Here is a 13,313-nt window from a genome sequence, read left to right as displayed (position 1 = left end):
GATCCCGTGCGGATTGCGACACTGGGGTCATGAGCGAGCCGCCCCGACACGCGACAGCCCCGGCCTGGGCAGAACCGGCCTCCTCCGACGCCTATCTGCGCCGCATCCTGCGGGCCCGCGTCTACGACGTGGCGATCGAGTCGCCCCTGGATGCGGCGCCGAACCTCTCGGCACGGCTGGACAACCGGGTGCTGCTCAAACGGGAGGACCTGCAGCCGGTGTTCAGCTTCAAGCTGCGGGGCGCCTACAACAAGATGGCGAGCCTCAGCCCGGCCGAACTGGAGCGGGGTGTGATCGCCGCCAGTGCCGGCAACCACGCCCAGGGGGTGGCCCTCGGCGCCCAGCGGCTGGGCTGCCGCGCCGTGATCGTGATGCCGGTCACCACCCCGGAGATGAAGGTGCGGGCCGTGGCGGCCCGGGGGGCCGAGGTGGTGCTCCACGGCGACAACTACGACGCCGCCTGCGGCCATGCCCAGCAGCTGGCGGCCGCCCGGGGCCTCAGCTTCATCCACCCCTTCGACGACCCGGAGGTGATCGCCGGCCAGGGCACGATCGGCCTGGAGATCCTGCGCCAGTGCTCCCAGCCACCGGATGCCATCTACGTGGCGGTGGGCGGCGGCGGACTGATCGCCGGCATCGCCGCCTACGTGAAGACCCTCTGGCCCCAGGTGCAGATCGTGGGAGTGGAGCCCCACGACGCCGATGCCATGGCCCGGTCGCTGGCGGCGGGGGAGCGGGTGCGACTGGAGCAGGTGGGGCTCTTCGCCGACGGCGTGGCCGTGCGGCAGGTGGGGGTCCACACCTTCGCCCTGGCCCAGCGCTACGTGGACCGCATGGTGACCGTGGGCACCGATGAGATCTGCGCCGCCATCAAGGACGTGTTCGAGGACACCCGCTCGATCCTCGAACCCGCCGGCGCCCTCGCTGTGGCGGGCATGAAGCTGGACGTGGAGCTGCAGGGCCATCGGGAGCGCACCCTGGTGGCGGTGGCCTGCGGCGCCAACATGAACTTCGACCGGCTGCGCTTCGTGGCCGAGCGGGCCGAGCTGGGCGAGGAGCGGGAGGCCATGCTGGCCGTGGAGATTCCCGAGCGGCCGGGCAGTCTGCGGCGCTTCTGCCAGGTGCTGGGGGAGCGCAGCCTCACGGAGTTCAGTTACCGCCTGGCGGACCCCCGGGTGGCCCACATCTTCGTGGGCGTGCAGATCCAGGGCCACGCCGACACCCTGCAGCTGCTGGAGGAACTCACGGCGGCCGGCTTCCCCTGCCTGGATCTCAGCTGCAACGAGCTGGCCAAGCTGCACCTGCGCCACATGGTGGGCGGCCGGCTTCCCGCCAGCGCCGGCGAGGCCCTCGAGCAGGGGGAGGAACTGCTCTACCGCTTCGAGTTCCCCGAGAAGCCCGGGGCGTTGATGGCCTTCGTGAACGCCCTGCAGGCCAGCTGGAACATCAGCATCTTCCATTACCGCAACCACGGTGCCGACGTGGGCCGGATCGTGGTGGGCGTGCAGGTGCCGCCGGCCGAACGCCAGGCTTGGCAGAGCTTCCTCGACAGCCTCGGATACGCCCACTGGGATGAGAGCGGCAACCCGGCCTACCGCCTGTTCCTGGGCTCCAAGAGCTGATCCAGCCGCTGCGTCGCGGCTGCGTCGGGTCTGCCGGCGGCCAGAGGGGCAGCGGGGGCAGACAAGGGGCCGGCCCTCTCCTACCTTGCGTCCCTGTCCTGGGCACACCGCCATGGGCGTGGATCCCGAAGCCGGCACCATCCAGCCCCCTTCCCCGGCCGTGCCGAATCTGTCGCTTCCTGCCCATCTCGAGGCGATCCTCTACCTCAAGGGGAAGCCCCTGAGCCTCCAGGAGCTGGCCTCCATCGCGGGGGTGGATACGGCAACCGCAGAGGTGGGGCTGATCACGCTCATGGCCGACTACGCCCATCGCGACACCGCCCTGGAAATCCGGCAGGACGGCCTGCACTACGGGCTGCAGCTGCGGGAAAGCCTGGCGGAGCTGGTGCAGAACCTCGTACCCGTGGACCTCTCCACCGCCGCCCTGCGGACCCTGGCCACGATTGCCCTCAAGAAGCGCATCCTGCAGTCGGAGCTGGTGGAACTGCGCGGCTCGGGTGCCTACGACCACATCAAGGAGCTGCTGAGCCAGAACTTCATCGAGCGGCGCCGCCAGAGCGAAGGCCGGTCGTACTGGATCAGCCTCAGCGAGAAATTCCACCGCACCTTCACGGTTCGAGCGGAGGAACAGCAACCCCAGCCGCGGCGGGCTGCATAGAGTCGGGGTTCATCCCGTGGTCCCATGGACGTCGTCGCCCAGGTGCTGAGCGTGCTCAGCCGCACGCTGGAGATCTATTCCCTGATCCTGCTGGTGCGGGTGCTGCTGAGCTGGTTTCCGAATCTCGACTGGGGCAATCCGGTGCTCTCCAGCGTCAGCTCGATCACCGACCCCTACCTCAACGTGTTCCGCGGCCTGATCCCGCCGATCGGGGGACTCGATCTCTCGGCGATCCTGGCCTTCCTCACCCTCAGCCTGGGGCAGCAGCTGCTCGGCAGCGCCAGCGTGAGCATGATGGCGTCGATGTACTGAGCTCCTGGTACTGAGCTCCTGGTACTGAGCTCCTGGTGCAGGCTCAGCTCGCCAGGTCCTGCTCCAGGGGAAGCAGTTCGTCCTCGGCACCGGCCCTCGTGCGCACCGGCGCGTTGAATCCCCGCGCCTTCACGTTGCGAAAGCGGATGGGCCGTGGAGTGCCGGCGGGTACCGACAGCCGCAGGGCGAAGGTGGACACGCCCGGAGGCACATCCCCGATCGAACCCACCCGGGTGCGGTTCTGCAGCACCGGCTCGCCGCTCGAATCCACGATCAGGGCAAACACATCGGTGTCCACCACCGGCTTGCGCCGGTTGTTGACCACGGTGCCGCGCATGGCGTAACAGGTGGCCCCGGCCGGACGGCGCAGCTCGGGCTGGGAGGCCACATCGTTCGCCGGGCAGGGCTCCAGCGTCACGTTCTGCACCTGCAGATCGGCGGCTCCAGCCCCCGGCGCGAACAGCAGGAGGCCGCTGATGAGCACCAGGACCGGCAACAGGCGCTTCAGGGGAGGCATCGCGGGGCGGATGGGAATCGGGCTGGCAGGGGGAGCGGGCGGCTGCCGGAACAGTCAGCGCAGGTCGCCCTCGCCTGCGATCACGTTACGGGCGGCACGGCTGGCCAGCTTCTCCAGATTGGCCGAAGCCACGGTGTCGAGATCGAGACCCAGTTCGGAGGCCAGCTGGGCCACGTACCAGAGCACATCGCCGAGCTCCAGCTGCAGGGCCGCCCGCACCTCGTCACTGAACACGCCGCCCCGATCGCGCAGCACCTTCTTCACCTTGTCGGCCACTTCTCCCGACTCGCCGCACAGGCCCAGGGTGGGGTAGATGGGGTTCTGGCCGACCCCGGGGTACAGCGCCGTGCGGCGGCACCGTTCCTGGTAAGTCTGGAAGTCCATTCGTGCCAGTCCTGAGACAGGGCACGATGGTAGTTTCGGCCTTAACTTCGCCACCGCGATGTCCCAGCCCGATCTCATGCGTCGCACCAAGATCGTCGCCACGATCGGGCCCGCCACCGAATCCCCCGAACGCCTCAAGGCCCTGGTGGAAGCGGGGGCCACCACGTTCCGGCTGAATTTCTCCCACGGCGACCACAGCGATCACGCGGCCCGGATCGCCACGATCCGCCAGGTGTCGGTGGAAATGGGCGTGCATGTGGGCATCCTCCAGGACCTGCAGGGTCCCAAGATCCGCCTGGGGCGCTTCGCCGATGGCCCGATCACCCTGGCCCGGGGCTCCCGTTTCAGCCTCACGTCCCGGGATGTGGCCTGCACCCAGGAGATCGCCACGGTCACCTACGACAAGCTGGCCGACGAGGTGACCCCCGGCAGCCGCATCCTGCTGGATGACGGCCGCGTGGAAATGTGCGTGGAATCGGTGAGCGCCGCTGATCACACTCTCCACTGCACCGTGACGGTGGGTGGGGTGCTCAGTAACAACAAGGGGGTGAACTTCCCCGATGTGCAGCTCTCGATTCGTGCCCTCACGGACAAGGACCGTGCTGATCTCAGCTTCGGACTGAAGCACGGCGTGGACTGGGTGGCACTCAGTTTCGTGCGCAATCCCTCCGACCTGCAGGAAATCAAGGAACTGATCGCCAGCCAGGGCCATGCCACCCCCGTGGTGGCCAAGATCGAGAAATTCGAGGCCATCGACCAGATCGACGACATCCTGATGTTGTGCGATGGGGTGATGGTGGCCCGCGGTGATCTCGGGGTGGAGATGCCGGCCGAGGAGGTGCCCCTGCTGCAGAAGGAGCTGATCCGCAAGGCCAACAGCCTGGGGATTCCGGTGATCACCGCCACCCAGATGCTCGACTCGATGGTGAGCTGCCCGCGGCCCACCCGCGCCGAGGTGAGCGATGTGGCCAACGCCATCCTCGACGGCACCGACGCCGTGATGCTCTCCAACGAGAGCGCCGTGGGCGACTACCCGGTGGAGGCCGTGGCCACGATGGCCACGATCGCCCGCCGCATCGAGCGCGACTACCCCATGCGCCTGATCGACAGCCGCATGGCCACCACCATCCCCAACGCCATCTGCCAGGCGGTGAGCAACATCGCCCGCAACCTCAACGCCGCGGCGATCCTGCCGCTCACCAAGAGTGGCGCGACCGCGCGCAACGTGAGCAAGTTCAGGCCCAGCACCCCGATCCTGGCAGTCACCAGTGAGCCCCAGGTGGCGCGCCAGCTGCAGCTGATCTGGGGGGTGAATCCCCTGCTGGTGCCCGAGCAGACCTCCACCACCAGCACCTTCAGTCTGGCGATGAGCCTGGCCCGTGAGGGAGGATTCCTCCAGGACGGCGACCTGGTGGTGCAGACCGCCGGCACCCTGGCCGGGGTGAGCGGTTCCACCGACTTCATCAAGGTCGGCATCGTGACCGCGGTGCTGCCCCGGGGACTGGGCATCGGCACCGGCTCGGTGAGCGGCCGGGTGCGGGTGGTGATCCGGGCCGAGGACGCCGCCGCCATCCAGACGGGCGAGATCCTGGTGGTGCGGGAGACCACCGCCGCCTACGTGGAGGCGTTCCGCCGGGCCAAGGCGGTGATCGCCGAGGCGGGCGGCGCCGAGAGCCATGCGGCCGTGATCGCCCAGCGCACCGGCATCCCGGCGATCGTGGGGGTCACCAATGCCCTCGAGAGCCTGCGCGATGGCGAGATCGTGACCCTCGATCTCCACCATGGGCTGGTGCACCGCGGTGCCCGCAGCCACAATGCCGACCCCGTCGGCGCCATCGTCTAGGGCCGACCTCCCCCATCCCATGGCCTCGAAGCTGCCCCTGGGCGAAACGGTGGGCATGGCCCTGTCCACCCTGCGCGCCAACCGCCTGCGCAGCCTGCTCACGATGCTGGGCATCGTGATCGGCAACGCCTCCGTGATCACCCTGGTGGGGGTGGGCCGTGGGGCCCAGAACCTGGCCGAGGGGCAGCTGAGCAACCTCGGCGCCAACGTGCTCTTCGTGGTGCCGGGCAACAACGACACCCGCCGCCAGGGCATCGACTTCCCCAAGACCCTGGTGCTCGAGGACGCCCAGGCCATCGCGGAGCAGGTGCCCACGGTGAAGCGGGTGGCGCCCCAGATCACGCTCAGCGAGGTGGTGCAGGCGGGCGGACTCAGCAGCACGGCCTCCGTGAACGGCATCACGCCCGAATTCCTGCCGGTGCGGCAGTTCGAGATGGCGCGCGGCCGCTTCTTCTCGGCCAGCGACCTGGAGGCGGCCCGCAGTGTGGCGGTGATCGGCCCCGATCTGGCCGAGAAGATGTTCCCCGGGGGCACAGCCGTGGGGCGCACCCTGCGCATCCGCACCCAGCCGTTCGAGGTGATCGGCGTGCTGCAGGCCAAAGGTGCCGTGTTCGGCCAGAACCAGGACGAGAACGCCTATGTGCCCCTCACCACGATGGTGAGCAAGCTCTCGGGGCGCGATCCCACCTACGGGGTGAGCCTCAACTTCATCAGTGTGGAGGCCAGGGATGGCGACAGCACCGGTGCGGCCGCCTTCCAGATCACCAATCTGCTGCGGCAGCGGCACCGCATCCTGCGGGAGGACGACTTCGCCGTGCGCTCCCAGCAGGACGCTCTCACGATCGTGAGCACGATCACCGGCGGACTCACCTTGATGCTGGCGGCGATCGGCGCCGTGTCGCTGCTGGTGGGTGGCATCGGCATCATGAACATCATGCTGGTGTCGGTGAGCGAGCGCACGGCCGAAATCGGCCTGCGCAAGGCCCTGGGCGCCCGCAGCGGCGACGTGCTGCTCCAGTTCCTGGTGGAGTCGCTCGTGCTGGCGAGCCTGGGAGGCGCCATCGGCACAGCCGTGGGGATCGGCACCGTGAGCCTGGTGGCCCTGCTCACCCCGCTGCCGGCCACGATCGGCACCGGCACGATCCTGGTCACGGTGGGACTGTCGGGCTCGATCGGCCTGTTCTTCGGGGTGGTGCCGGCCCGCCGCGCTTCCCAGCTCGATCCGATCGTGGCCCTGCGCAGCCTCTGACGCGCGCCGGCACCGGCCTGCCTGGGCGGGAATCCCGAAAAAAGTCTTAAGCCGTTCCGGCAGATGCGGAAACCGTGGCGTAGGCCACCAACGGCCTGGGGCATTCGATGGCTTGATAGGTCCCATCGTGAGTGGTAATCACCTTGACCTGGCTGGAGTGCGGATACCGGAACAGCAGCGATCGCATGGTGATCGCCCGCTGTGTCGGACCCGAACAGTTCTTCCTCGAACGGGTGGTGTTTCCCTTTGAACTGCTGAGCTTTTCCTGCCCTCCCGACTCGGAGCTCAAGATCTGGACCCACGGGCTCGGGGGCCCCGAGCTGATCGAGACCCTGGCCGTGGCGGACCTCGCGATCGGAGCCATCGCCGCTGATCCAGCCGCCGTGGACAGCCCTGACGGCGCCGGGACCGCTGCCCCGGAACCGGGCGCCCCGGGAGGAGCGATGGGGCTGATGGCGCGCGGATTGAGCCTCAGCCACGGCAACGGTGATCTGGTGCAGACCTGGGTGACGGCCGGCTGAACCGGGGGCCAGCGGTCCGTCTCCGCCGTTACACTTATTAAAAAGTGTCTCAGCAATGAACCAGCGCTGGCGTCTGATTCTCCTCTGGCTCCTGCCACTGGCGGTGGTGGCTTTCCTCGGCTGGCAGATTCTCAGCAGCGGTGGGATCGGCAACTTCACCCAGGGCGGCGCCACCACAGCCCCGCGCAACACAGCCGTGGCCCGCATGAGCTACGGCCGCTTCCTCGACTATGTGAATGCCGGGCGCGTCACAGCCGTCGACATCTTTGACGGCGGCCGCAGCGCCGTGATCGAGGCCGTGGATCCCGAACTCGACAACCGCGTGCAGCGGCTGCGGGTCGATCTGCCCGGGGTGGCACCCGAGCTGGTGAACAACCTGAAAGAACAGGGGATCAGCTTTGACATCCATCCCCCCCGTCAGGCCCCGCCGGTGCTCGGCATTCTGGGCAATCTGCTGTTCCCGCTCCTGCTGATCGGCTCGCTCATCTTCCTGGCGCGGCGCTCCAGCGGCATGCCCGGAGGTCCGGGTCAGGCCATGCAGTTCGGCAAGACCAAGGCCCGCTTCGCCATGGAGGCGGAAACGGGCGTCAAATTTGACGACGTGGCCGGCGTGGAAGAGGCCAAGCAGGACCTGGAAGAGGTGGTGACGTTCCTGAAGACCCCCGAACGCTTCACCTCCGTGGGCGCCCGGATCCCCAAGGGCGTGCTTCTGGTCGGCCCCCCCGGCACCGGCAAGACCCTGTTGGCCAAGGCGATCGCCGGCGAGGCCGGGGTGCCCTTCTTCTCCCTCTCCGGCTCGGAATTCGTGGAGATGTTCGTGGGCGTGGGCGCCAGTCGCGTGCGCGATCTGTTCAAGCGGGCCAAGGAGAACAGCCCCTGCCTGATCTTCATCGATGAGATCGATGCCGTGGGCCGCCAGCGCGGCGCCGGCGTGGGCGGCGGCAACGACGAGCGGGAGCAGACCCTCAATCAGCTGCTCACCGAGATGGACGGCTTCGAGGGCAACAGCGGCATCATCATCATCGCCGCCACCAACCGGGCCGACGTGCTCGATTCAGCCCTGCTGCGCCCCGGCCGCTTCGATCGCCAGGTGCAGGTGGACGTTCCCGACATCAAGGGCCGCCTCTCGATCCTGAAGGTGCACTCCCGCAACAAGAAACTCGCGGACGACGTGAGTCTCGAAACCATTGCCCGCCGCACCCCGGGCTTCTCCGGCGCCGATCTGGCCAACCTGCTCAACGAGGCGGCGATCCTCACGGCGCGCCGCCGCAAGGAGGCCACCACGCTGGCGGAGATCGACGATGCGGTGGACCGCGTCATCGCGGGCATGGAGGGCAAGCCCCTCACCGATGGCCGCAGCAAGCGCCTGATCGCCTACCACGAGGTGGGGCATGCCCTGGTGGGAACCCTGGTGAAGGCCCACGATCCCGTTCAGAAGGTGACGCTGATCCCCCGCGGTCAGGCCCAGGGCCTCACCTGGTTCTCCCCGGATGAGGAGCAGATGCTGGTGAGCAAGGCCCAGTTGCGCGCTCGCATCATGGGGGCCCTCGGCGGCCGCGCTGCCGAGGAAGTGGTGTTCGGCCACGCCGAGGTCACCACCGGTGCCGGCGGTGACATCCAGCAGGTGGCTTCCATCGCCCGGCAGATGGTGACCCGCTTCGGCATGAGCGATCTGGGTCAGTTCTCCCTGGAGGCGGGCAATCAGGAGGTGTTCCTCGGCCGTGACCTGATGACCCGCAGCGATGGGTCGGATCGCATGGCCAGCCGGATCGACGATGCCGTGCGCCAGATCGTGCAGACCTGCTACGAGGACACCGTGCGCCTGGTGGCTGAGCACCGCACCTGCATGGACAGGGTGGTGGAACTGCTGATCGAGAAGGAAAGCCTGGATGGCGAGGAATTCCGGGCCCTGGTGTCGGAATTCACCAGCATTCCCGAGAAGGAGCGGTTCTCCCCGCTGCTCGCCGAGGCCGCCTTCCCGGCCGGCTGAACCCCGGCGGCACCAACCCCCTGCGGCATCAACCGCAGAAAAACAGGCCAAAAAGAAGGGCTCACCCAAGGTGAGCCCTTTGCGCTGGATACGACGGAACTGGACTGTCAGGCGGGAGGCTGGACCACGGAGGTGACCTGATACTCAGGCGGATCTGACGCTCAGACGGGGCGCACAGTGCGCTTCTCGATCACCTTGTCGATCAGGCCATAGGCCATGGCTTCAACGGGGGACATGAAGAAATCGCGGTCGGTGTCTTCCTCGATGCGGGACATGGGCTGGCCGGTGCGGTCGGCCAGCTCCTGGTTCAGCTTCTGCTTGAGATAGAGGATCTCATCGGCCTGGATGCGGATGTCGCTGGCCTGGCCGCGGGCGCCACCGAGGGGCTGGTGGATCATGATGCGCGAGTGGGTGAGGCTGCTGCGCTTGCCCTTGGCTCCGGCACAGAGCAGGAAGGCCCCCATCGACGCCGCCAGGCCAACGCACACCGTCTGCACATCGGGCTTGATGTGCTGCATGGTGTCGAAGATGCCAAGGCCGTCGTAGACGGAACCGCCAGGGGAGTTGATGTAGAGGAAGATGTCCTTCTCCGGGTCTTCCGCCTCGAGAAACAGCAACTGGGCCACGATCCGGTTGGCGGATTCGGCCGTCACGGGCTCCCCGAGAAAGACGATCCGCTCCCGCAGCAGGCGCGAGTAGATGTCGAACGCGCGCTCTCCCCGGCCCGACTCCTCAATCACGATCGGGATCATGGGGATGGTCAGTGAACTGGCGCGATCCTACTGAGCCTGGGCGGCTAGGGTCGCTTCACACCTGATCCCGAGCAGCGTGAGCGCCGCCCTGACCGTCTCCGACAGCAAGCGGGCCTTTCGCCGCGCCTTCCCCCACGTGATCGCGCCCCTGTACCGGCGCATGGTGGATGAGCTGCTGGTTGAGCTTCACCTGCTCAGCCGGCAGCGCGGCTTCGAGGCGAACCCCCTGTTCGCCTGCGGCCTGATCCAGGTGTTCGATGGCTTCGCCAAGGGGTACCGCCCCGACGGACACAAGGCCGCCCTGCTCGCCGCGCTGTGCTCCGCCACCGGCTTCGACGCTGAAGCGCTGCGCAGGGAGGCCGAGGCCAGCAGGAACGCCATGGGCAACCACACCGTGGAGGAGGTGAAGGGCTGGATCGAGCATCAGGGGGAGGGAGCGCCCGAACCCCTGGCCTCCGCCCTGGCCAGCATCCGCCGCCCCGACTTCCACTACTCGCGCCTGATGGCCGTCGGGCTGCTCAGCCTGCTGGAGGAGGCCCGGGGGGCCGACGCGATGGACCCCGCCACCCTGCGCTCCTACGCGCAGGAACTGGCCGCCGCGATCGGATTGATGCGTGAGCGTGTCGACAAGGACCTCAGCCTCTACGCCACCAACCTGGAGAAGCTGGCCCAGGCAGTGGCCCTGATGGAGGAAACCGTGGCGGCGGAACGCCGCAAGCGGGAACGGCAGCAGGCCGGCCTCACCGACGCGCCGGCGGGGTCGATGGCTGAGCTGAAGGCGGAGTCGGCGCCGGAGGCGGAGACGGCTCCACCCCCGTCGTCTGCAACTGCAGACGCGCCCACAGCGCACTGATCGGCGAGGCCTCGCCGGCCGGCCGCTCGGCCACTACGGCGAGCCGTGCCGCCTGACGCAGGGGGGAGGGCAGGCTGGGCGGCATCAGCCCCAGGTCGGTCAGGGCCCGCGGCTGGAGCTCGAGCCTGAGCAGGGGAGCCTGCGGACCCGAGGCCACCGGAGACCCTGGGATCGCCTTGGGCTCCGGTCCCAGGAAGAGCACCAGCTCGGGTGCGGCTCCAGGCCGACTGAGCCAGCGCCACCCCCCCACCACCACGCCGTCCTCACGGCGCCAGAGGCTGGCGGGCAACGTAGCGGTGCCGGCGGGCAGGGCGGAGGGTGGTGCCGCATCGCTCAGCCCCTCCTGGGCAAGACGCTCGCGCAGGTTGGTCAGCAGCTCGGCCCAGACCCTGCGATCAGCCCCTGGAGCGAGCTGAACAAGGAGACTGGCCTGGAACGGGCCCGAGGGCATCGGCCGCAGCATCAGGCGGAAGGGGGTGCGGCGCAGCCTGGCCAGCTCGGCGGGCCCGGCGCCATAGCGGGTGGCCAGGGGATCGCGGATCAGCTGGCGGCCCAGCAGGCCCTGAAGCAGCACATCCAGGCTCCTGCCCTCCAGCAGCAGCAGGCTGTCGCCTGCCTGGGGTGCCTCGCCCCGAACGGATCCGGCCACGGCCTGGGAGACGGGAGCCGGGGCGGCGGCCAGCAGACCGGTGACAGCGGCGGCTTCGCCCCGGGCCGCCAGGCTGCCCCCTGACAGCTCCAGGCTCAGACAGCCCTCCTGGAAGCTCTGCAGCAGCGGCGCCACCGGTCCTGCCATCACCCCAAAGGCACCGGGGGTCCAGAACGCCGCCTGCTCCTGTTCCAGGCGAGCCAGACAGCGTTGTTCCAGGCCTCGATGCTGACGGGGCTGCCGCTTGAGCTGGTCGGTGAGGAGGCGATGGGAGAGGGGGTCGGCCGCCACCACCAGCAGGTCGTCCACCACCGCGCTGTGGGGAGGCATGGCCAGGGCACCGGTGAGCAGGGCCCGGGGCATGGGCAGCACCAGATAGGCAGGGCCGTCCCCCTGACTGCCCCAGAACTGCCACCACAGACGACGCTGCTGCGACCACAGCCTCGCGGCGGGGGCCTCGCCGAGCCGCTCCTGCCAGAGGCGCGGCACCGGCCTGCCGGGGGCGGCCGGAAAACTCTGCAGCAGGGCGGCCTGGGCCAGCAGGCGGCCGAGCCCCTCGGCCCGGGGACGCGGCAGCCGCCACAGCGCCACAGCGGGCCCCAGCAGCAGCAGCAGGGTGGTGGCGGCCGTCACCCGCAGCGGCATTCTCCGCCAGTTCATGACACGGGGGCGTAGAGGGTGGTGCGCTGCTGCACCGGGCGCCCGAGCTGCAGGGCGGAGCGGCGGAGATCGGCGGCGCTCTGGGCGGTACCGCCGCGGGCACCGGCCATGGTGGTGATGTGTTCCTCCATGAGCGTGCCGCCGAGGTCGTTGCAGCCCCAGCGCAGGGCCCGCTGGGCCCCCGCCAGGGTGAGCTTCACCCAGCTGGGCTGGTGGTTGGTGATCCAGGGCCCCAGGATGAGGCGGGCCAGGGCCGTGAGCAGCAGCATGGCCTCCAGATCGGGCTGGTCGCGTCCCACCCTGCGGCGCAGGGGGGCCGGTGCCGCCGCACCGACGAAGGGCAGCAGCACGAACTCACTGAACCCCTGCAGGCCGTGGGCCCGTGCTCTGGACTGCAGGGTGATCAGGGTGATCAGGTGGGCGGCCAGGTCGGCGGGGGCCTCCAGGTGCCCGGCCATCAGGGTGGCGGTGGCTGGCAGCCCCTGGGCATGCACCTGCAGCATCACCGCCACCCACTGGCGGGCACTGAGCTTTTCAGGACACAGCACCCGGCGCACCCGCTCAGTGAGCACCTCGGCGGCCGTCCCGGGCACGGAGCCCAGGCCGGCCCGCTTGAGGCGCTGCAGCACCGTGTCAAGGGGAAGCCCGTCCTGCTCGGCGAAGAACAGCAGTTCCTGGGGTGAGAAGGCGTGCAGGTGCACCCCCGGCGCCGCCTGCTGAAGTTGCCCCAGCAGCTGCTCGGCGTGGGCCAGCTGGCTGCCATCCAGGCGAGCGGCAGGATTGAGCCCCCCCTGCACGCACAGTTCGGTCGCCCCCAGCCGGCGGGCCTCCGCGGCGCGGCGCGCCAGCTCGTCGCCCCTGAGCCAGTAGGCGCCCGGCTCCCCCGGATCACGGCGGAAGGCGCAGAAGGCGCAGTGCTTGACGCAGTGGTTCGACGCATTCAGGTTGCGGTTCACCACGTAGGTGACAGTGTCACCCGCCAGCTTCCGGCGCAGCGCATCGGCCCCCTGGCGCAGCGCGCTGCGATCCTCCTGGCTCCAGGGGCGCTCCAGCAGAGCCAGGGCCAGGCCGGGCAGGCTGCTCTCCTCCAGCTGGGCCCGATCCAGCCTCCGGCCCTGAAGGCGCTGGTGCTCACTGGCCAGAGCCTCGAGCAGGGCGGCGGCGGGTAACTGGCGATAAAGGGTGGCTTCGCGATCGTCCGGAGGGGGCACGAGCAGGTCGGCCGCCAGCGACCACGACCACGGGGAGAGGGCCCCGGATTCGAGCATCTCAGATGCGAGGACCTCGGATGCAATGGCCCCGG

13 protein-coding genes are annotated in these 13,313 nt (G+C 69.1%); 8 read left to right on the top strand and 5 right to left on the bottom strand.

The window, feature by feature from the left end; all coding sequences use genetic code 11:
* The first annotated feature begins 29 nt into the window (after positions 1–29).
* The 3 genes from ilvA (at position 30) to CBM981_RS01990 (ending at position 2,592) form a co-directional block, all read left to right on the top strand.
* A complete protein-coding gene (gene ilvA / locus CBM981_RS02000; protein WP_087067045.1) occupies positions 30–1,622 on the top strand; it encodes a threonine ammonia-lyase, biosynthetic in 1,593 nt (530 codons plus the stop codon).
* A 112-nt stretch (positions 1,623–1,734) separates the two neighbouring features.
* Entirely contained in the window at positions 1,735–2,280 is a 546-nt protein-coding gene (gene scpB / locus CBM981_RS01995) for an SMC-Scp complex subunit ScpB (RefSeq protein WP_087067044.1), read from the top strand.
* Between the two features lie 24 nt (positions 2,281–2,304).
* Positions 2,305–2,592 carry a YggT family protein gene (locus tag CBM981_RS01990; RefSeq protein WP_087067043.1) on the top strand — a complete coding sequence of 96 codons (288 nt, stop codon included), beginning with the start codon at positions 2,305–2,307 and terminating at the stop codon, positions 2,590–2,592.
* A 43-nt stretch (positions 2,593–2,635) separates the two neighbouring features.
* On the opposite strand, the gene CBM981_RS01985 is transcribed toward CBM981_RS01990, so the two are convergent.
* Complete coding sequence (locus CBM981_RS01985) at positions 2,636–3,109, bottom strand: hypothetical protein (RefSeq protein ID WP_172820790.1); 474 nt, start codon at positions 3,107–3,109, stop codon at positions 2,636–2,638.
* A gap of 54 nt (positions 3,110–3,163) precedes the next feature.
* On the bottom strand, positions 3,164–3,493 hold the full coding sequence (locus tag CBM981_RS01980; protein WP_087067042.1) for a nucleoside triphosphate pyrophosphohydrolase family protein: 330 nt from the start codon (positions 3,491–3,493) through the stop codon (positions 3,164–3,166).
* A 58-nt stretch (positions 3,494–3,551) separates the two neighbouring features.
* Between CBM981_RS01980 and pyk the strand changes: the two genes are divergently transcribed.
* The 4 genes from pyk (at position 3,552) to ftsH (ending at position 9,096) form a co-directional block, all read left to right on the top strand.
* A complete protein-coding gene (pyk, locus tag CBM981_RS01975) occupies positions 3,552–5,336 on the top strand; it encodes a pyruvate kinase (RefSeq protein ID WP_087067041.1) in 1,785 nt (594 codons plus the stop codon).
* A gap of 19 nt (positions 5,337–5,355) precedes the next feature.
* Positions 5,356–6,585 carry an ABC transporter permease gene (locus CBM981_RS01970; RefSeq protein WP_087067040.1) on the top strand — a complete coding sequence of 410 codons (1,230 nt, stop codon included), beginning with the start codon at positions 5,356–5,358 and terminating at the stop codon, positions 6,583–6,585.
* A 131-nt stretch (positions 6,586–6,716) separates the two neighbouring features.
* Entirely contained in the window at positions 6,717–7,106 is a 390-nt protein-coding gene (locus CBM981_RS01965; RefSeq protein WP_225867477.1) for a DUF1830 domain-containing protein, read from the top strand.
* Between the two features lie 55 nt (positions 7,107–7,161).
* Positions 7,162–9,096, top strand: a complete 1,935-nt coding sequence (ftsH, locus tag CBM981_RS01960) for an ATP-dependent zinc metalloprotease FtsH (RefSeq protein WP_087067038.1) — start codon at positions 7,162–7,164, stop codon at positions 9,094–9,096.
* Positions 9,097–9,257: 161 nt separating this feature from the next.
* Here the strand turns inward: ftsH and clpP are convergent, their stop codons facing one another.
* Positions 9,258–9,848, bottom strand: a complete 591-nt coding sequence (gene clpP / locus CBM981_RS01955) for an ATP-dependent Clp endopeptidase proteolytic subunit ClpP (protein ID WP_087067037.1) — start codon at positions 9,846–9,848, stop codon at positions 9,258–9,260.
* A gap of 76 nt (positions 9,849–9,924) precedes the next feature.
* On the opposite strand from clpP, the gene psb29 reads away from it, so the two are divergent.
* Complete coding sequence (gene psb29 / locus CBM981_RS01950; protein WP_087067036.1) at positions 9,925–10,701, top strand: photosystem II biogenesis protein Psp29; 777 nt, start codon at positions 9,925–9,927, stop codon at positions 10,699–10,701.
* On the opposite strand, the gene CBM981_RS01945 is transcribed toward psb29, so the two are convergent.
* The gene (locus tag CBM981_RS01945) at positions 10,589–12,010 is read right to left on the bottom strand and encodes a hypothetical protein (protein ID WP_172820789.1); all 1,422 of its coding nucleotides are present in this window, start codon (positions 12,008–12,010) and stop codon (positions 10,589–10,591) included. The genes psb29 and CBM981_RS01945 overlap by 113 nt on opposite strands.
* On the bottom strand, positions 12,007–13,278 hold the full coding sequence (locus CBM981_RS01940; RefSeq protein WP_225867476.1) for a CofH family radical SAM protein: 1,272 nt from the start codon (positions 13,276–13,278) through the stop codon (positions 12,007–12,009). Before CBM981_RS01940 ends, CBM981_RS01945 begins: the two co-directional genes overlap by 4 nt.
* Positions 13,279–13,313 lie beyond the last annotated feature (35 nt).

This window comes from Cyanobium sp. NIES-981 (assembly GCF_900088535.1).
Lineage (GTDB): Bacteria > Cyanobacteriota > Cyanobacteriia > PCC-6307 > Cyanobiaceae > NIES-981.
Note: the sequence above shows the minus strand (reverse complement) of the source record. Positions and strands in the feature narration are given on the sequence as shown.

Excerpts from the sequence above, each read along its gene's own strand:
- CBM981_RS01940 (WP_225867476.1), bottom strand. The coding sequence starts at position 13,278 with ATGCTCGAATCCGGGGCCCTCTCCCCGTGGTCGTGGTCGCTGGCGGCC.
- ilvA (WP_087067045.1), top strand. The coding sequence starts at position 30 with ATGAGCGAGCCGCCCCGACACGCGACAGCCCCGGCCTGGGCAGAACCG.
- CBM981_RS01985 (WP_172820790.1), bottom strand. The coding sequence starts at position 3,109 with ATGCCTCCCCTGAAGCGCCTGTTGCCGGTCCTGGTGCTCATCAGCGGC.
- scpB (WP_087067044.1), top strand. The coding sequence starts at position 1,735 with ATGGGCGTGGATCCCGAAGCCGGCACCATCCAGCCCCCTTCCCCGGCC.
- clpP (WP_087067037.1), bottom strand. The coding sequence starts at position 9,848 with ATGATCCCGATCGTGATTGAGGAGTCGGGCCGGGGAGAGCGCGCGTTC.
- CBM981_RS01980 (WP_087067042.1), bottom strand. The coding sequence starts at position 3,493 with ATGGACTTCCAGACTTACCAGGAACGGTGCCGCCGCACGGCGCTGTAC.
- ftsH (WP_087067038.1), top strand. The coding sequence starts at position 7,162 with ATGAACCAGCGCTGGCGTCTGATTCTCCTCTGGCTCCTGCCACTGGCG.
- CBM981_RS01990 (WP_087067043.1), top strand. The coding sequence starts at position 2,305 with ATGGACGTCGTCGCCCAGGTGCTGAGCGTGCTCAGCCGCACGCTGGAG.
- CBM981_RS01970 (WP_087067040.1), top strand. The coding sequence starts at position 5,356 with ATGGCCTCGAAGCTGCCCCTGGGCGAAACGGTGGGCATGGCCCTGTCC.
- CBM981_RS01945 (WP_172820789.1), bottom strand. The coding sequence starts at position 12,010 with ATGAACTGGCGGAGAATGCCGCTGCGGGTGACGGCCGCCACCACCCTG.
- pyk (WP_087067041.1), top strand. The coding sequence starts at position 3,552 with ATGTCCCAGCCCGATCTCATGCGTCGCACCAAGATCGTCGCCACGATC.